Origin of the sequence: Nocardioides thalensis, assembly GCF_013410655.1 — a bacterium.
Classification (GTDB): Bacteria; Actinomycetota; Actinomycetes; order Propionibacteriales; family Nocardioidaceae; genus Nocardioides; species Nocardioides thalensis.
The window spans coordinates 2,579,302-2,597,911 of record NZ_JACCFP010000001.1; the positions used below are offsets into that span (position 1 = coordinate 2,579,302).

Annotated in this window: 13 protein-coding genes; 4 read left to right on the plus strand and 9 right to left on the minus strand. The window is 72.0% G+C overall.

Translation table 11 applies throughout. The annotated features are described in order from the left end of the window. Nucleotides 1-9: 9 nt before the first annotated feature. Nucleotides 10-936 carry a metallophosphoesterase gene (locus tag HNR19_RS12585; protein ID WP_179668238.1) on the plus strand — a complete coding sequence of 309 codons (927 nt, stop codon included), beginning with the start codon at nt 10-12 and terminating at the stop codon, nt 934-936. A gap of 7 nt (nt 937-943) precedes the next feature. Here HNR19_RS12585 and HNR19_RS12590 read toward each other — a convergent pair whose 3' ends face one another. From HNR19_RS12590 to HNR19_RS12605, 4 genes are read right to left on the minus strand one after another with little or no spacing between them, the layout of a single operon-like run. Then, complete coding sequence (locus HNR19_RS12590; RefSeq protein ID WP_179668239.1) at nt 944-2,173, minus strand: cytochrome P450; 1,230 nt, start codon at nt 2,171-2,173, stop codon at nt 944-946. 44 nt (nt 2,174-2,217) lie between these two features. Then, complete coding sequence (locus tag HNR19_RS12595) at nt 2,218-2,502, minus strand: FIMAH domain-containing protein (RefSeq protein ID WP_179668240.1); 285 nt, start codon at nt 2,500-2,502, stop codon at nt 2,218-2,220. Next, complete coding sequence (locus HNR19_RS12600) at nt 2,499-3,770, minus strand: protein kinase domain-containing protein (protein ID WP_179668241.1); 1,272 nt, start codon at nt 3,768-3,770, stop codon at nt 2,499-2,501. Before HNR19_RS12600 ends, HNR19_RS12595 begins: the two co-directional genes overlap by 4 nt. A 21-nt stretch (nt 3,771-3,791) precedes the next feature. After that, nucleotides 3,792-4,007, minus strand: coding sequence for a DUF6458 family protein (locus HNR19_RS12605; protein WP_179668242.1), 216 nt, complete (start codon nt 4,005-4,007; stop codon nt 3,792-3,794). A gap of 209 nt (nt 4,008-4,216) precedes the next feature. Between HNR19_RS12605 and HNR19_RS12610 the strand changes: the two genes are divergently transcribed. Genes HNR19_RS12610 through HNR19_RS12620 form a run of 3 tightly spaced genes read left to right on the plus strand, consistent with a single transcriptional unit; the run spans nt 4,217 to nt 10,617 of the window. Continuing rightward, nucleotides 4,217-7,363, plus strand: coding sequence for a hypothetical protein (locus HNR19_RS12610; RefSeq protein WP_179668243.1), 3,147 nt, complete (start codon nt 4,217-4,219; stop codon nt 7,361-7,363). 51 nt (nt 7,364-7,414) lie between these two features. Next, nucleotides 7,415-7,867: an SRPBCC family protein gene (locus HNR19_RS12615; protein ID WP_179668244.1), complete on the plus strand. Its 453-nt coding sequence runs from the start codon at nt 7,415-7,417 to the stop codon at nt 7,865-7,867. A gap of 47 nt (nt 7,868-7,914) precedes the next feature. Continuing rightward, nucleotides 7,915-10,617: an alpha/beta hydrolase gene (locus HNR19_RS12620; protein WP_179668245.1), complete on the plus strand. Its 2,703-nt coding sequence runs from the start codon at nt 7,915-7,917 to the stop codon at nt 10,615-10,617. Nucleotides 10,618-10,907: 290 nt separating this feature from the next. Here HNR19_RS12620 and HNR19_RS12625 read toward each other — a convergent pair whose 3' ends face one another. The 5 genes from HNR19_RS12625 to HNR19_RS12645 all read right to left on the minus strand — a co-directional run bounded on the left by HNR19_RS12625 (nt 10,908) and on the right by HNR19_RS12645 (nt 18,575). Further along, on the minus strand, nt 10,908-12,437 hold the full coding sequence (locus HNR19_RS12625; protein ID WP_179668246.1) for an SDR family NAD(P)-dependent oxidoreductase: 1,530 nt from the start codon (nt 12,435-12,437) through the stop codon (nt 10,908-10,910). A gap of 114 nt (nt 12,438-12,551) precedes the next feature. Beyond that, on the minus strand, nt 12,552-13,397 hold the full coding sequence (locus tag HNR19_RS12630; protein WP_179668247.1) for a DUF559 domain-containing protein: 846 nt from the start codon (nt 13,395-13,397) through the stop codon (nt 12,552-12,554). A gap of 143 nt (nt 13,398-13,540) precedes the next feature. Then, nucleotides 13,541-14,098, minus strand: a complete 558-nt coding sequence (locus tag HNR19_RS12635) for a manganese efflux pump (RefSeq protein ID WP_218910238.1) — start codon at nt 14,096-14,098, stop codon at nt 13,541-13,543. A 161-nt stretch (nt 14,099-14,259) separates the two neighbouring features. Beyond that, nucleotides 14,260-17,241 carry a bifunctional [glutamine synthetase] adenylyltransferase/[glutamine synthetase]-adenylyl-L-tyrosine phosphorylase gene (locus HNR19_RS12640; protein ID WP_179668248.1) on the minus strand — a complete coding sequence of 994 codons (2,982 nt, stop codon included), beginning with the start codon at nt 17,239-17,241 and terminating at the stop codon, nt 14,260-14,262. After that, nucleotides 17,238-18,575 carry a glutamine synthetase family protein gene (locus HNR19_RS12645; RefSeq protein ID WP_179668249.1) on the minus strand — a complete coding sequence of 446 codons (1,338 nt, stop codon included), beginning with the start codon at nt 18,573-18,575 and terminating at the stop codon, nt 17,238-17,240. Before HNR19_RS12645 ends, HNR19_RS12640 begins: the two co-directional genes overlap by 4 nt. Between the last annotated feature and the right edge of the window lie 35 nt (nt 18,576-18,610).

An 18,610-nucleotide genomic window follows, 5' to 3' on the forward strand; every position in this document is an offset into this window, starting at 1 on the left:
GTCGCCCTCGTGGAGCCCCTCGGCCAGTATCCCGACCCGACGCACACCGTCGCCCACCTGAGCGACCCGCACCTGCTCGCCGACACGCTGCAGTACGGCGTGGTCGACACCGTGACCCGGCTGCGCCAGGCGCTCGACCGCCTGCGCCGGATGCCGACGCCGCCCCAGGCGCTCGTCTTCACCGGCGACCTGGCGGACCAGGGTGAGCCCGCGGCGTACGCGACGCTCCGCGCGGTCGTCGAGCCCGTCGCCGAGGACCTCGGCGCCGAGGTCGTGTGGGTGATGGGCAACCACGACGACCGCCGCACCTACGCGCGCGAGCTGTTCGACACCGACAGCGACGCTCCGCAGGACCGCGTGCACGACGTCGCGGGCCTGCGCATCGTGGCTCTCGACACGAGCGTGCCGGGCTGGCACCACGGCGACCTGACCGACGACCAGCTGGCGTGGCTCCGGGACGTGCTCGCCGAGCCGGCACCGCACGGCACGCTGCTGGCCATGCACCACGCGCCGATCCCGGTGCCGATGCTGCGGCTCGCCGAGCTGATCGAGCTGCACGACCAGCCCCGGCTCGCGGAGGTGGTCACCGGCTCCGACGTGCGCGGTATCCTCGGCGGGCACTTCCACTTCACGTCGTACTCGACGTTCGCGGGCGTGCCGGTCTCGGTGGCGGCGGCGACCTGCTACACCTCCGAGCTCGCGCCCGACGAGCGGCTGCTGTCGGCCGTCGACGCCCACCAGTCGTTCACGATGCTGCACCTGTACGCCGACCAGATCGTCCACTCCGTGGTGCCGGCCGCCGACTCGCCCGAGATCAGCGGCTACGGGCTGGAGATGCTCGAGCCGTTCCGCGCGCTCACGCCGGAGCAGCGGTTCGACATGGTGGCGCGCAAGGACTCCCCGCTCAACCGCAGGGAGGAGCCGGTCGTCCCGTGACGGTCCGCTAGCGCGGCGCGTGGGCGGCGATGCGGGTGCCCGCGGGAGCGCGTGACGGGATCCGCCGCAATGGGACCTCGTGGGCGCCCGGTCCGAGATCAAGGTCGATCGACGCGAGGCGACGCAGGGTCACCTCGAGCAGCGCGGCGGCCGAGGGCTCACCGGGACAGCGGTGGCCCTTGCGCACGTCTCCCCCGCCGTGCGGCACGTAGCGATGGACGTCGGGCTCGACCACCCGGCCCGTGGCGTCGAGGAAGCGCTCGGGCTCGAAGAGGTCGGGGTCCCGCCAGACGGCCGGGTCCCTGTTGGTGCCGATGATGTCGAGCACGATCCAGTCCTTCTGCCGCGCCGTGCCGCCCGCCCAGTGGATGTCACGGCGCACGCGGCCCGGAAGCAACGGGGCGAAGGGATACCACCGGCGGATCTCGTGCTCGAACGCGCGGCGCTCGTCGTCGGTGCCGTCGGCCAGCCTGGACCGCCACTCGGGGTGGGCGGCGAGCGCATGGCCCGCGAACGCGCCGAAGAACGCCACCGCCACCGTCGGGCGGAGCACGTTGACGAGCTCGGTCGCGGCCACGGTGTCGGACAGGTCGGAGGCGGCGATCACGTGGAGCGCACTGCCCGGCGGCGCCACGCGCTCACCGGCACGCGTCTCGCGCACGATCCGCCGCGCCCACAGCTGGGCGCGGACCCGTCCCAGCACGGCACGCGGGTACGCCGTACCGCGGATCCCGAATCCGTCGACGATGAGCGCGAGCTCGCGTGCGATCCGGTGGGCCTCCGCCCGCTCGGTCTCGATGCCGCTCCACTCCACGACGGCCTCGCCGTAAACGGCGGTCAGCTCGTCGAAGAGCCGGATCTCGGCGCCGTCCCACGCGCGGCTCGCCTCGTCCAGTCGTCGGTCGACCAGGGCCGCGAGCCGCCGTACCGATGCGTCGTCGATGATCCGGAAGAACAGATCCTTGCGCTCCAGGTGGGCCACACCGTCCAGCCCGTGCACGGTGCCGGGGCCGAACAGCAGCAGTCGCAGCGGCGCGGGCACCGCGCCGCGGCGGGTGACGAAGTCGGGGTCGTAGAACGTGCGGACGCCGAGCGGGCCGCGGACGACGAGCGCGCGACGGCCGAGCAGCCGCGCCTCGAACCAGTCGGCGCCTCCCCCGGCCTCCCGGAGGCGGGCGATCGCGGCGTAGCCGTGACGGACGAGGGCGAGGGACAGCTCGTTGCGGAACGCCACCATGCGCACCGCGGTACCCGACCGCCGGAGTGGGAACCGGTGCGGGGTCACTCATCCGCCGGCAGCTCCGCCAGGAGCTCTCGCGCGGCCTCGCGGATCCGGTCGGCCTCCTCGCCGGAGATCTCCGCGGCGAGCTCGGCGCGCGACGTACGGGCGACGAGGCGGTCGAGGGCCGCCCGGACCTTGTCGTAGTCGCCTGCCTCGATGGCCGCTTCCACCGCGTCCAGCTGCGTGGCGAGCGCCGGCACGTCGTCGGCGGGGGCGGTCTCCGACCCGCAGCCGGAAAGCGCGACCGGCACGAGCAGGCCGGCGAGGGCGAGGCGCGCGTTCATCCGTCCTCCCCCAGCACGGCCTCGCGCAGCTCCACGAGCGGTTCGCGCAGCTCCGGCGGAGTGTTCGCCGGTAGCTCGCTGGAGGCGCCGTCACCGGAGGCGATCGCGACGACGACGAGCAGTGCGAGGAGCACGGCGACCGCGGCAGCGACGCCCCGCACGTGCGGCGGCACCGCGCGCGCCCGCCCGACCAGACCGTGCAACCGTTCGCGGGGCGTGGGTCCCTCGCGTGTCGGAGTCGGAGTCGGGGCGTCGGGCGCCCAGCCCGGTGGCGGCGCCGTCGGCCGTGGCCCTCGGCCCGTCGGGGCGGGCACCGATGGCGGCGGAGCGGTGAGCGGCTTCGTGGCGCCGGGGCCTGCCGCGTCGGTCGCCCCAGGGGCAGCCAGGATCGGCGCCGTCATCGCGTCCGGCACGCTCTCGCTGCCCGACGGAGCGGCGCGGGCGAGGCCGGCGCGCAGCGTCTCGCCGACCTCGAGCGCGGACGGTCGCTCCTGCGGATCGGTTGCGGTCATCGCCACCAGGAGGTCGCGCCATGCCGGTGGCAGGTCGGGCACCTCGGGCGAGCGGTGGAGGCGGGCCATCGCGGCCTCGGCGGCCGGGCCGGCGTACTCGCGGCGCCCGGTGACGGCCTCGAGCAGCACCAGGCCCAGCGAGTACACGTCGGCGGCGCCGTCGACCTCCTCCCCGCGGACCTGCTCGGGTGCGAGGTACGCCGCCGTACCGATCGCGTGACCCGTGCGGGTGTGTCGCGTGGCCTGGGCGACGAGCCGGGCGATCCCGAAGTCGGCCAGCTTGACCCGATCGGCGGGACCGATGAGGACGTTGCCCGGCTTCACGTCGCGGTGGATGACCCCGCGGCCGTGGACGTAGGCGAGCGCCTCGGCCACCTGTGCCCCGATCGCGCCGGCGTCTGCGAGCGGCATCGGCCCGACGGCGATCCGGTCCGCCAGCGTCGGCCCCTCGACCAGCTCCATCACGAGGAACGGACGCTCGATGTCGGGCGGGCCGGTGCCGTCGTCCTGTCGCTGCGTGCCGAAGCCGGCGTCGAGCACCATGACCAACCCGCTGTGCGAGAGCATCGCGAGGGTGCGCGCCTCGTCGATGAAGCGGGCGCGGTCGCTCTCGTCGCCCGCGGTGTCCCGCAGGAGCTTGACCGCCACCGGGCGGCTCAGCTTCACGTCATCGGCGCGGTAGACCTCGGCCATGCCGCCGGTGCCGATGACCGCCTGGAGCGCATAGCGACCGGCCAGCAGCGCCGAGTCGGCCACTGCCGGTCCCTCGTGCATCGGTCAGAGCGGTCGGTGGGTGTCGCGGTGCTCCGAGACCACGGTGGAGCGGGTGCGCTGCTGGTTGACGATCAGCGAGATCACGATCGCGACGATACCGGCGATCAGGAGGATCCAGCCCAGCGTCGCGGTGTCGACGACCGACGTGTCGATGTTGATGACGTCGAGTACCAGGATCAGGCCCAGGACGATGAGGACGATGCCGCTTCCGATGGCCATGATGTATTGCTCTCCTCGGGTTGAGTCACCACGCCGTGCCCGGCGCGTTGTCGGCCAAGCGGTACCCGGTGTCACGGTCCATATTCTGGTCTGGACGCTCGGAACGAGGGGTCCCTAGCATCCTCGGCGAGGCCGCCGCCGCTCGGGACCGTGTGACCTCGGCCCATGGTTCCCAGGCCGTTGCTCCGCGGCCACGAGGAGATGCCGGCATGCTCCGGAACAGTCCCTTGCGCGTCCTCCTGGCGGTCGTCGCCACCACCGCGGCAGCGGTCACCACCGCGCTGCCGGCCCAGGCCGCCCCTCCTGCCCCGGCTGCGGCCCCCGCCGCCGCGGTGGCGGCAGCGGCGCCCAACCCGAACGACGGCCTCGACGGCGCGTTCGGCGGGCAGCCGAGCACGTTGCTGCGGAATGCACTGTGTCCGGTGGGCACCGGGGTGGCCGACTCGATCGGCGACGCTCCCGTCGTCGGTCCGGTCGCGAGCCAGCTGCCGGCGATCACGTGCGCCCTCAACGTGGCCGGCTTCGTGTGGCGCTCGACTTACTACCCGCCGAGCGGGCCGCCCGTCGTCCGCTACACGAAGGCGACGGCCGGCGTACCCGCGCTGATCGACGTCGACGGCAAGGGCATCCTCCCCGACTTCACCGGCATGCTCGGCGTCAACCTGCTGGCGCCGGGCGTCTGGGTCCAGGTCTCGCGCAACGCGTACTTCCCCGCGGCCAACCGGGTCACGCTCGAGGCGGTCCTCATCAACCCGGTGGCGGAGAACAGCTACATCGGTTTCGGCCCCGACGGCTCCACGGCCGGCATGGGCGGCATGTGGAAGGCGCTGCTGAGCGTCGCGTCCATCGCCGCCGACGGCGCCGACCTGGGCCTCAAGGTGACCTCGGCCAACGCGCCGTCCTCGCAGGGCCTGATCGCCGAGATGTTCAGCGGACCGGACCCCGACGCCCCGGACGACACCTACCGCGGCAAGCTCGGCTTCGCCCCGGTCCCGCCGGAGTTCAACACCCGGCTCCGGCTTGCTGACGGCCGCCAGCAGGTCACCGTGAACGGGCAGCCCACGAAACTGACCGGCGACGTGCTGATCGCGACGCCGGGACGTGAGCAGAACATCGACCTGGTCGCCGACCAGATCCCCTCGTTCGTCGACGTCGTCCACGACAGTGACGAGCAGACCGGCACCGACACCACGACCTACGACGCCAACGGCTCGATCGCACGCCTGACCGGGACCTACACCGACACGGTCGACGGCGACATCGAGACCGCAGCCGCGCTGGACGCGTGGGGCATCCCGTCCCACCTCACGTTCGAGCAGGCCGACGAGCAGACGACCGTGAAGACGGCCGACGACGCGAAGATCGACCGGATCCAGGCACGCTTCGCCCGCGGCTCCGACGTGACACCGCTCGTCGAGGACCCGGCCCCGTTCGCACGGTTCCACCGCACGACGGAAGAGGACTTCACCGCATCGCTCCAGGTCTCCGACCTACGCTCGGTCCGCATCGACCAGGGGGCGCCGTACGGCGGCCGGCTGGTGTTCGCGACCGCACCCGGGCTGTTCCCGTTCACCGCCGACGACGACGTCACCTCGACCCATCTCGAGGGACACCTGTCCAACCTGCCCGCGGACACCGAGGTCTCCCTCGACCTCGACAACGGCAAGGTGACGTTCGACGGGCACGGCACCGGGATTGACGAGATCCACCTCGAGGCCACCCGTCCCGACCCGTTCTTCGACCGGGCCACCCGGCTCGAGGCGACGCTCGAGGACCTGCCGGCGCTCGAGGTCATCGACGTCAAGCAGGAGGACGGCACGGTGACCGCGACGGCCAGCGAGCCGCTCGGCGCGCTCACCCTGCTCGCCAGCAACGGCCCCGGCGCGCCTGCGATGACCGGCTCCGCGGTGTCCTACGACGACACCCCGGCGCTCTACCGGGCGTTCCTGCGGATCTCCGGGCTGAAGGAGGTCAGCTTCCAGGCCGACCCTGTGGTCGCCACGCTGAAGACTGCTCAACCGCAGTTCCTCACCGTGCGCGGCGATGCGGGCGGCGTGACGTTCGACGGCACGATCGACTCCCTGCCGGCGCACCTGACGTTCTCCCTGCAACCCGGGCCCAACGCCGAGACCGTGGTCGACTTCGACAGCCACGGGCAGGAGATCGAGGAGATCGTCGCGACCGGCAGCGGCCTGCCCGCTCCCGCAGGCATGCCGAACTTCGAGGCCGTCATCGAGCACCTGCCCAGCCACCTGACGCTCACCCTGCCGAAGAACGACGGCAACGTGGTGTTCGACGCACACGGCGACCACATCGGCCGCGTCTACGCGCAGGCGTACGGCGGAAGCCCGCGCGCCGTCGACCCGGCGCGCCAGCTGCTCGCGTACTCGGAGGGCCAGCACATCGCGGCGAACCTGCTGCAGATCGGCAACGCCGAGGTGAGCAAGGCCGCGAAGCCGTTCCGGCTGAAGTACGACATCGCCGCCGTGCCGCTGGACTTCGTGGTCAACGTCCCGGACACGAGCCTGCGGGGCACGGTCGCGAACCCGCAGCCGGCCACGGTCGTGTTCCACCCCCGCGACAAGGACGTGGACGGCGAGGGAGGGCTCACGGCGACGTACAACGTCGACCCAGCCAACCACACCGGCGACGGCTCGATCGACTCGATCTCCGTCACCGGGGTCATCGGCGGCGCCTTCCTCGAGGCCGACCTGCAGAACGTGCCCGCGAACCTCGACCTGTGCCTCCAGACCGCCAAGGGCACGCTGTGCCGGCCGTCGTGGGTCCCGGGTACGGCGACCGGGCGCACGGTGCACGACCCCGACTTCGCGGTGCACTTCTTCCCGACCAACCTCAACGGCACCGTCCCCGCGACGCCGCTGGTGGTGAACGGGATCGCGTGCACCGACGTCGCGGACGAGGGGGCGTGCAAGGACCTCGGCTCGAACCGGAAGCGGATCGTCATCGACAACCTCGCGTTCAAGACGGTCGAGGCCGCCTTCAGCTCGATCGACGAGGGCTGCGACGTGGCGTGCGGCGCGGTCTGGGCCGGCGCCAACACGCACGGGCCCGGCTCGCCGCCGGAGGGTGACCACATCACCGGACGGGTGCGGTACTTCAACGGCGACGGCGACATCTTCCCGGAGCCGCTGATGGACCTGCGGTTGAACGCACCCGACGACTTCGTCGCGCTCAACCAGCTGTTCTTCTACCTGCACTACGACGTGATCTCGCTCGACCCCCTCGACTACACCTCCAGCGGCAGCCTCACCTGTGGCGACAGCCCGAACCTGGAGATCGCGATCAACAACCTCCCCAACCCGGACGTCCTCGACGGCACCTTCGGGGTGTGCTGAGGGGTTCCTGATGGGGTGAGGTCGGCGGCCCCGAGCACTACGCTCGGTGCCATGGCCGCCTTCACCCAGTCCCGCGAGACCACGATCGCAGCGCCGCCGGCGAAGATCCACGCGATCCTCGACGACTTCCACCAGTGGCAGGGCTGGTCGCCCTGGGAGGAGATGGACCCCGACCTGAAGCGAGAGTTCAGCGGTCCGGCGAAGGGCGTCGGCTCCCACTACGCGTGGGAGGGCAACAAGAAGGTCGGCACGGGGTCGATGGAGATCACCGGCTCGACGCCGGAGCGCATCGACATCGACCTCGAGTTCATCGCGCCCTTCAAGGCGAGCAACAAGACGATCTTCGAGCTGGTGCCGGAGGGCGCCGGCACCCGCGTCGTGTGGACCATGACCGGCGACCGCGGGCTGCTGATGTCGGTGATGGGCAAGCTGTTCTTCGACAAGGCGATCGCCAAGGACTTCGATCGCGGCCTGGCGAACTTGAAGGCGCTCGCAGAGAAGTAAAGAAAGCCGGGACGCAACCATCCTCGCGGCCGTAGCGTCTCGGAGTTGTGGAGTCCTTTCGCGCGATCGCGCTGACCGTCCGCCGCACTCTTCTCGTCGCCGCCCTCGGGGCTGCTCCCCTGCTGGCCACCACAGGTACGGCCTCGCCGGCGGGCGCCGCCGAGCCTGACGGCCCGGCCTGGGAGGTCGTCGATCACGGCGACGGCTCGTTCGAGGTGTCGTGGACCTCCGGGAGACGGTTCCCGACCACCTCGGACCGGCCGACGATCGTCGGCGACGGACTCGACTTCGGGCCGCCGACCGTAAGCGCCGACGGCCGCACCGTCACCGCGTCCGTGACCGCCGACGCGGCGCCGGAGGCGGCCGACCTCGACGTCGTGCTGTCGGGCGACCGGCTCGACGAGCCGGGCTTCGACCCCTCCGCCGTCGGTACGGCGACGCCGCTTGCGGAGCGCGCCACCACCGCCCTCGAGGCGGCAGATCCCGGCCTGCCCGGAGCGTTCGAGATCGTCTCCAGCGACTACGAGCTGCCCGGTGTGAAGCTGCCGGGGATGCCGCAGCCGATCGAGATGGTCGGCCACGTGGTCGAGCCGGCGGCGGGCGCCGAGACCGGCCCACGTCCGCTCGTGCTCTTCCTCCACGGCCGCCACAGCGTCTGCTACAACCCCGACGATCCCGACGACGGGGGCGGCCGCTGGCCGTGCCAGGCGCCGGCGAAGGAGATCCCCAGCCACCTCGGCTACGACCACACCCAGCGGATCCTGGCCACCCAGGGCTACGCGACCGTGTCGATCCGGGTCAACGGCATCAACGCCCAGGACCACCGCCTCGCCGACGGTGGTGCCGACGCCCGCGCCGCCATCGTGCAGGAGCACCTCGACCACTGGGTCACGCTCGCCGGCGAGCACCAGGTCGACATGGACCAGGTCGTCCTCGTCGGCCACAGCCGCGGCGGCGAGGGCGTCGACCGGGCCGCCATCCAGATCGGGCCGGGCGCGCCGTACGACGTCGTCGGCCAGGTGCTGCTCGCGCCGGTCGACTTCGCGTGGCACACCGCGCCCGGCGTGCCCACCGTGACCGTGCTCCCCTACTGCGACGGCGACGTGTTCGACCTCCAGGGCCAGCGCTTCACCGACGTCGCGCGTGACCTCGCTCCGGGCGACACCTCGCTGAAGAGCTCGGTGCTGGTGATGGGCGCCAACCACAACTACTTCAACAGCGAGTGGACGCCGTCCACGGCGGCCGCGCCGTCGTGGGACGACTGGGGTGGCGAGCGCGACAAGACCTGCGGCACCCGCCACGAGGGCCGGCTCTCGGCGCGGGAGCAGCGCAGCGTCGGCACGGCGTACGTCGCCGGCGCGGTGCGCCTGTTCACCGGCGAGGACGACTACCTGCCCCAGTACGACGGCTCACCCGTCCACGTCCCGTCGGTCGGCGACGCCGAGGTGCTGAGCCACGCCATCGGCGGCGGACGGTCGATGCGCCGGCCGGGCATCGACGCGACCCGCACGCTGCCCTCCGGCGCGGAGACCCAGCTCTGCACCGGCGTGGTCACCTACGAGAGCGCGGCGTTCGGCATGTGCGGCCGCGACTCCGGTCGCCACGTCGCGCCGCACTGGGCGTCCCAGGGCGACCGCGTGCCGACCCGCCGGTTCCTCGAGATGTCGTGGGAGGCCGCGGGCGCGACCGGCGGGCTCCGCTTCAGCGACCCGCTCGACCTCACCGCGGACCGGCTCGAGCTCCGGGTCATCCTCGACGTCGGGTACGCCGCGCCCGACCTTCAGGTGCGGGTCTCCGACTCGTCCGGCGGCACGGCGCTGCTGGACCCCGTGACGGGCACCGAGCCGATCCGGCTCCCACGGATGTCCTACGGCACCAAGCTGTGGGCGCAGGCGCTCCTCGTCGACGCGTCCGCAGCGACCGGTGTCGACCTCGCCGACATCACCGCGGTCGAGCTCGTCGCGAGCAACGCGGAGGGCCGGCTCTGGGTGACCGACCTGGCGTCGGCGCCCGCAGTGCTGCCCGCCCCGCCGGCAGACGCGCTGCCGCAGGTCGACATCGGCACGATCAGCGTGGAGGAGGGCGACAAGGGCACCCACACCGCCAAGGTGCCGTACACGATCACGGGCGCGGTGACCGATCCGGCGAGGTTCGTCGCGATCACCGCGGGTGAGGAGCGCGGCTCCTCGCAGCGCGTGGTCATCGACGTCGCGCCCGGACAGACCAGCGGCACGATCCCGTTGACCTGGGTCGGCGACACCTACTTCAGCCGAGCGCGGCTCGTTCAGATCACCGCATGGCCGCTGACGGGCATCGCCACCGACGACTACATCGGCGGCCTGCGGATCGTCGAGGACGACCCCGAGCCGGTGATCACCGTCGACGCCCCGCGCCGGGTCGTCGAGGGCAAGGCCATCGAGGTCACGATCAGCTCGGACATCCCGCTCGGCCGCGCGTTCCGCATCTACGCCAGCGCCGACAAGGGCAAGGGCGAGCCGCTGCGCGGCAGCGACGTACCCGCCACGTGGCTCGCCGAGCACAGCGAGGCTGCGGACGACCGGGTCGGCCGACCGCTGTGGCGGCTGCACGTCTGGCTCCGGGGTCGCATCCAGGCGGGTGAGACGAGCACGACGTTGCGGATCCCCACGGTTGCCGACGGTCGCAAGGAGGGCGCCGAGTTCCTCGACCTCGACCTGTGGATGAACGACCGCCCCGAGCAGGTGCGGGTCAAGGTCGTCGACGCCGGCTGACGCGGCGATCCGCCGGTGCTGTCGGCGCGGCGGCAAGATGCGGCATGTAACACGTTGTCCGCTCGGCTTGTCGCCGCTTCCCAGATGTTCGGTCCCCATGCATGGCGTCCGAACATCTGGCACCGGCCGCCTAGATCGGCGAACAGCGTGTTACATGCGCGTCCTGGCAGCCGACCGGCGTCCGCAAACCACCGCGGCGCTCTCTCGTGCCCAGCCGCTTGAACCTCGGCCGACGGAGACCTTGCGGCCGAGCGCCACTCACCACCGAACCGGTGGGTTCCTGCCGATCGTCACCACGGGCTGGGCGCGTAGTCCTTCACGAAGCAGCCGTAGAGGTCCTCACCGGCCTCGCCACGGACGATCGGGTCGTAGACCCGGGCCGCTCCGTCGACGAGGTCGAGCGGGGCGTGCCAGCCCTCGGCGGCGATGCGCAGCTTCTCCTGGTGCGGCCGCTCGTCGGTGATCCAGCCGGTGTCGACGGCCGTCATCAGGATGCGGTCGGTCTCGAACATTTCCCCCGCGCTGGTGCGGGTCATCATGTTGAGCGCGGCCTTCGCCATGTTGGTGTGCGGGTGGCCCGGGCCCTTGTAGCGCCGCGAGAACTGGCCCTCCATTGCCGAGACGTTCACGACGTAGGCCCGTCGCGCGCCGCCCTGGACGGCGGCCCGCATCGCCGGGCGCAGGCGTGAGACCAGCAGGAACGGCGCGATCGAGTTGCAGAACTGCACCTCGAGCAGCTCGAGCGGGTCGACCTCGTCGACGTGCTGGGTCCACGAGTTGGTGGTCTGCATGTCAGGCAGCAGCCCACCCGCGTCGACGGCGGTCCCCGCGAGGTGCGCCTCGAGCGACGCGTTGCCCGCCTTGAGCGCGAGGGCCGTGATGGTCGCGGCGCTGTGGGCGGCGGCCGCAGCCGCGGGCGACTCCCCCTCGTGGTGGGCGACCGCGTGCTCCTCGAGCGCACCCGCGATCGCCGCCGGGTGCGCCTCGGAGATCCGGTCGAAGGTCACCATCTCGGGGAGGTCGCGCCCGTCGGCCAGCGGCAGCAGCGGCGCGCTCTCACCCTCGACCAGGTGGGAGTAGGCGCCCGGCGAGCGCCGTACGGTCTGGCACGCGTTGTTGATCAGGATGTCGAGCGGCCCCTCGGCAGCCACGTCGTCGGTGAGCGCGATGACCTGCGTGGGGTCGCGCAGGTCGATGCCGACGACCTTGAGCCGGTGCAGCCAGTCGGCGGAGTCCTCCATCGCCGAGAACCGGCGCACCGCGTCCTTCGGGAACCGCGTCGTGATCGTCGTGTGCGCGCCGTCGCGCAGCAGCCGCAGCGCGATGTACATCCCGATCTTCGCCCGGCCGCCCGTCAGCAGCGCCCGCTTGCCGGTGAGGTCGGTGCGCTGGTCACGCTTGGCATGGCTCAGCGCGGCGCATCGCGGGCACAGCCAGTGGTAGAACGCGTCGACGAGCGTGAAGTCCTCCTTGCAGATGTAGCACCCGCGGGCAGTGATCAGCTCGCCCGCGAACGCGCCCTGCGCGGTGGACACCAGTGGGATGCCCGCGGTCTCGTCGTCGATCCGCATCGGCGAGCCGGTCGCGGTCCGCTCGATGATGTCTTGGTCGTGCCGCTGCCGCTCCAGTCGGATCTCGGCCCGGCGCTGCTTCTTGATGAGCTTGTACATGTACGACGCCGCGCGCTTCATCGTGCGCACGTCGTCGTGGTCCGGGTGCAGCTCGGGGATCTGGCGCAGGACCTTGATCGCGATCGCGAGCTCGTCGGGGTCGATCCGCTCCGTCGGCGAGTTCGGGCGAGGTGCAGCGGGGTCGGTCACCGCGGAATCGTATGTGCTCGCGCACCTTGGCGCCGCTTCGCGGAACGGCCACGCGCAGGGCCGATCAAGTGGGACACGCGGTCGTCGTACGGCGTGTCGTGTCCGTCCTGCTCGTCAGGCGGCCTTCTCGGTGATCGCTTCCTGGATCGTTGCCATGACGTAGCTCGGTGACCACATCACGTGGTTCCAGGTGAACCTGAGCACGAGCCATCCCGCGGCTGTCATCGCGTTGAAGCGCACACAGTCACGATCGTGGGTCTCCTTGTCTGAATGGAAGCCCCAGGACTCCGCCTCGACGGCGATGCCGAGGAAAGGATTGGCCAGGTCGGGGTGATAGGTCTGTTCGCCGCAGGTCGTCGCGAACTGCGGGACGACCAGGAGACCGGCTTGGACGGTCAGCGCACGTAACGCCGACTCGAAGGGGTTGGCGGGGCGCGGGTCGGCCCACTCAGCCACCCGTCGGACGTGCTCGGGCTCACGCTTCGCGGCGCTGACGAGCTCCTCGTGCAGGACGTCTCCGTGACGCATGGCCGAGTCGGCCACAGCGAGGGCGGCGGTGAACGGAAGGTCGCGCGCGCAATCGAGCACCGTCCTCATCTTCGACGTGGCCCAGCCGTCGACTTCGCCAGGCTTCAGGTCGGTCCGTCGCAGGTCGCAGTGTGTCGACAGGACTGTGCTCGACGCCGGGACGACGATCGACGCGACAGGTGGTTGCTGCCAGATTTCCCAGCCCCAATGGGCAGCTGCGGTCAGATGGCTGAGGTGGCCACGGAGAGCGACCGCCGCCGCGAGTCCGGCCTGGGAGGTGGGAAGCGCGTATCGGTTGGGACCGAGTTTGAGGACGCTGCCGTTGGCGACGGAAGTGCGGAGCCGCCGGCGTGAGGACAGCTGGATCACGGACGCGGCACCGGCGATACCGCCGAGCCGCTCCAGCGCCTCTGTCGCAGTCAACCCACCCACGGCGCAAGTGTCCGCCAGTCGGGCCTGCCGCTGCTGACTTCATCCACAGGCCACGCCAGACGCAGCAGGGCCGCGACACGCGGTCGCCATACGGCGTGTCGCGGCCCGGCGTTGCTCGGGAAGGCCCCCTGATGCGCCGAGGGTCACCCCAGCAGGTGGCTGAGCAGGATCCGGAGCCCGATCCCGACCAGGATCACGCCGCCGACCAGGGTGGCCCAGCGGCCGAGCCGCTCCCCCGCCCGCGCGCCGATGAAGACCGCGCCCAGCGAGAGCGCGAACGTGACGACCCCGATCAGGGTGACCGCCGGGGCGACGGAGACCTCGAGCACGCCGAACGTCACGCCGACGGCCGCGGCGTCGATCGACGTCGCGATCGCCAGCGGCAGCACCGACCGGACGGTCACGACCGGCGTGGTGTGGTCGTCCTCGTCCTCGAACGACTCCTTGATCATCTTCCCGCCGATGATCGCGAGTAGCCCGAACGCGATCCACGGCGTCGCCTCGCTGACGGCGTCGGCGGCCCAGAACGCCAGCACCCAGCCGAGCACCGGCATCAGCGCCTGGAACAGGCCGAACATCGCCGCCATCAGCAGGGCGGCCCGCCACGGTGGCCGACGGAGCCGGAGGCCCTCCGCGAGGGACACGGCGACGGCGTCCATGGCGAGGGCGAACGCCAGCACGACGAGCTCAGCGGTGGTCACGAGCCGCGAGCCTAGGGTCCGGCGATTGAAACGTCGGCATCGGGGGCAGCCGAGAAATAGGCATCGGGCCGCGACCTCTGGGGGGGTCGGTCGCGGCCCGACGAAAGAATCATGCCATACATCTGTTCGGCTTGCCTAAGCACCCCGCCGAGAAATCCGGGTCACTCCCAGAAGACCCGGTCGACCACCGCCCTGGCCCGCCGGGTGACCCGCAGGTAGTCGTTGATGAACTCGTCGCTGTGGTCGAGCGGGTAGCCGACGATGCCGGCGACGGCCCGCCTCTCGCGAGGATCGCTCGGCAGCTGGTCGCCCGCGCGCCCCCGCGCCAGGACCACGGCGTTGCGCACCCGGCTGACCGTGCGCCACGCGGTGGTGAGCTGGTCGGCGTCGGCCTGCTCGAGCAGCCCGGCCTCGGTCGCGGCGTCGAGCGCGGCGAGGGTCTCGGCGGTGCGCAGCCCGGTCACCTCGGCGCCGTGCCGCAGCTGGAGCAGCTGGACCGTCCACTCGACGTCGGCCAGGCCGCCGCGGCCCAGCTTGAGGTGCAGCGCCGGGTCGGCGCCGCGCGGCAGCCGCTCGGTGTCGACGCGCGCCTTGATCCGGCGCACCTCGATCACGTCGTCCTCGGAGAGCCCGCCCGCCGGGTAGCGCAGCGGGTCGATCAGCTCGGTGAACCGGTCGCGCAGACCGCGGTCGCCGACGACGGCGTCGGCGCGCAGCAGGGCCTGCGCCTCCCAGACGTGCGACCACTTGGCGTAGTACGCGGCGTAGGAGTCGAGGGTGCGCACCAGCGGCCCCTGCTTGCCCTCCGGGCGCAGGTCCGCGTCCACCACCAGGGCGGGGTCCGGACCGGGGCTGGCCAGCGAGCGCCGCAGCTCCTCGAACACTGCCTTGGCGTACGACGCCGCGGCGTGCGCGTCGGCGCCGGGCACCGGGTCGTGCACGAACAGCACGTCGGCGTCGCTGCCGTAGGCCAGCTCGAAGCCGCCGTAGCGGCCCATCGCGATGATGGCGAGCCGGGTGGGCGTCCGGTCCAGGCCGCGCTGTCGCCGCACGGCGTCCTCGGTGACCGCGAGCGTGGCCTCGAGCGTGGCGTCGGTGAGCCGAGTGAGCGCGCGGCCGACGTCGGCGACGTCGGTCAGCCCGAGCACGTCGCCGGCAGCGATCCGCAGCAGCTCGCGGCGCCGTACGGCCCGGACGGAGCGGACCGACTTCTCCAGCGTCTCCTGGCGCTGCGCGGTCGCGAGCATCTCGTCGACGAGCACGGCCGACTCCAGCGGCTGGAGGTCGCCGCCGAGCAGCCGCACGCCCTGGGGCTCGCGCTCGAGGAGGTCGGTGCAGTAGCGCGACGTCGCGAGCAGGTGGGCGAGCCGCTCGGACACCTCGCCCTCGTCGCGCAGCGTCGAGAGGTACCAGGGCGTGCTGCCGAGCGCCTCGCTGATCCGGCGGAAGCCGAACAGGCCGGCGTCGGGGTCGGCCCCCTCGGCGAACCACTGGAGCATCGCCGGCAGCAGGGTGCGCTGGATGCTGGCCGTGCGGGACATGCCGGAGGTCAGCGCCTCCAGGTGCCGCAGCGCGCCGGCGGGATCGTCGTACCCGAGCGCCGACATCCGCGCCCGCGCCGCCTCCGACGACAGCCGCGCCTCGTCGCCGCTGATCTGGGCGACCGCGGTGAGCAGCGGGCGGTAGAAGAGTTTCTGGTGGAGCCGGCTGACCTCGCGGCGGTGGTGCTCCCAGGTGCGCACCAGGTTGACGTCGGGCTGCTTGGTGAACCCGAGGCTGCGCCCGAGCCGCCGCAGCGCGGCCTCGTCGTCGGGGACGATGTGCGTACGGCGCAACCGGTGCAGCTGGATCCGGTGCTCGAGCTTGCGGAGGAACGCGTAGGCGTCGTGCAGCGCCTCACCGTCAGGGCGGCCGACGTAGCCGCCGTCGATCAGGCGGGCCAGCGCGCTGAGCGTCGTGGGCAGCCGGATCTGCTCGTCCGCGCGGCCGTGCACGAGCTGGAGCAGCTGGATCGCGAACTCCACGTCGCGCAGGCCGCCGGGACCGAGCTTGAGCTCGCGCTCCACGACGTTGGCCGGGATGTGGTCGACGACGCGCTTGCGCATCGCGCGCGCCGCCTCGACGAAGCCGGGCCGGTCGGCGACCGACCAGACCATCGGCTCGACCATCGCGGTGAACTCGCGGCCCAGCTCGAGGTCGCCCGCCACGGGGCGGGCCTTGAGCAGCGCCTGGAACTCCCACGGCTCCGCCCACCGCTCGTAGTAGCCGCGGTGGCCGGTCATCGTGCGGCTGAGCGCGCCGGCCTTGCCCTCCGGACGGAGCGCGGCGTCGACCTGCCAGATCGTGCCCTCCGCGGTGTGGTCGGAGCAGACCTGGATGAGGTGCGACGCGAGCCGGACCGCGGTGCGGCCGACCGCAGCATCATCAGCCCCCTCCGTGGCCGGCTCGTGGACGAAGATCACGTCGACGTCGGAGACGTAGTTGAGCTCGCGGGCGCCGCACTTGCCCATCGCGATCACGGCGAGACGGACGTCGGCCGACTCGGGGCCGACCCGCTGCCGTGCGACCGCCAGCGCCGCCTCGAGCGTCCCGGCGGCGAGGTCGGAGAGCTCGGCCGCCGCGTCGTCGACGCCGAGGTCGTGGGCGAGGTCGCGGGCGGCGAGGCGGAGCAGGAGGCGGCGGTACTCGACGCGCAGCGCGTTGACCGCCTCGCCGTCGGCCAGCGTCGCGACCGGTGCGACGGCGTCGGGGTCGGCGCCGACGGCCCGCAGCAGCCGGTCACGCAGCCAGTACGCCGCCGGCCGGGTCGACCCGAGCGTCGGGTCGGTGAGCTCGCGCCAGTGCTCCGGGTGGTTGGCCAGGTGGTCGGCCAGCGCCGTGCTCGCGCCGAGCACACGCAGGAGGCGCATCGCCGTACCCTCGTCGTCCGCCACGCTCTCCAGCAGCGCGTCGCGGTCATCCACGGACTCGGCGAGGCGCACCAGCCCGGCGACGGCGGCGTCCGGGTCCGCCGTACGGCCCAGGTAGGCGAGCAGCCGGACCCCGACCTCGCCGAGCTCCGCCAGGCCGTCCACGGCCCGGTCGATGTCGGCGAAGCCGAGCCGCAGCAGGTCGCTGCGGGAGTGGGCCCGGCCGGCTGTCACAGGACGGGGAGCATCTGGTCCCGCTCGAAGGCCGACACCTGGCCGCGGTAGTCGTCCCACTCGGCGCGCTTGTTGCGGAGGAAGTAGTCGAAGACCTGCTCCCCCAGCGTCTCTGCCAGCAGCTCGGACCGCTCGGCGATCTCGATCGCCTCGTTGAGGTTCTTGGGCAGCGGGTCGATGCCGAGGCTGCGGCGCTCCTTGTCGGTGAGCGCCCAGACGTCGTCCTCGGCCTCGCGCGGCAGCTCGTAGCCCTCCTGCACGCCCTTGAGCCCGGCGGCGAGCACCGCGGCGAACGCCAGGTAGGGGTTGCAGGCGGCGTCGATCGTGCGCAGCTCGATGCGGGTGGACTGGCCCTTGTTGGGCTTGTACATCGGCACCCGGACCATGGCCGAGCGGTTGTTGTGGCCCCAGCAGATGTAGGACGGCGCCTCGCCGCCGAACATCATCCGCTTGTAGGAGTTGACCCACTGGTTGGTCACCACGCTGATCTCGCCGGCGTGCTGGAGGACGCCCGCGATGAAGCCGCGGCCGGTCTTGGAGAGCTGGTACTCGGAGCCCGGCTCGTAGAAGGCGTTCTGGTCGCCCTCGAAGAGCGAGACGTGGGTGTGCATGCCGGAGCCGGGGTGCGTCGTGAACGGCTTGGGCATGAACGTCGCCCAGATGCCCTGCGCCAGCGCCACCTCCCGCACGACCGTGCGGAACGTCATGATGTTGTCGGCTGTGGTGAGCGCGTCGGCGTAGCGCAGGTCGATCTCCTGCTGGCCGGGCCCGCCCTCGTGGTGGCTGAACTCCACCGAGATGCCCATCGCCTCGAGCATCGTGATCGCCTCGCGCCGGAAGTCGGAGCCGTGCGAGTGTGCGGAGTGGTCGAAGTAGCCACTCCGGTCGATCGGCTCGGGCTCCCCGCCGTTCTCCGGCTGGTCCTTGAACAGGTAGAACTCGATCTCGGGGTGCGTGTAGAACGTGAAGCCCTGGTCGCCGGCCTTCGCGAGCGTGCGCTTCAGGACGTTGCGCGGGTCGGCGTACGACGCCGAGCCGTCGGGCAGCAGGATGTCGCAGAACATGCGCGCCGTGGAGGGCCCCTCGCCGCGCCACGGGAGGATCTGGAACGTCGACGGATCGGGCTTGGCGAGCATGTCGGCCTCGGACACCCGGGCGAAGCCCTCGATCGCCGAGCCGTCGAACCCGATGCCCTCGGCGAAGGCGCCCTCGAGCTCGGCCGGGGCCACCGCGACGGACTTCAAGAAGCCCAGCACGTCGGTGAACCAGAGCCGGACGAACCGGACGTCACGCTCCTCGAGAGCGCGGAGTACGAAGTCCTCTTGCTTGCCCATGGGGCAGAGCCTAGGGGTACGGCGATGCGCGTGCT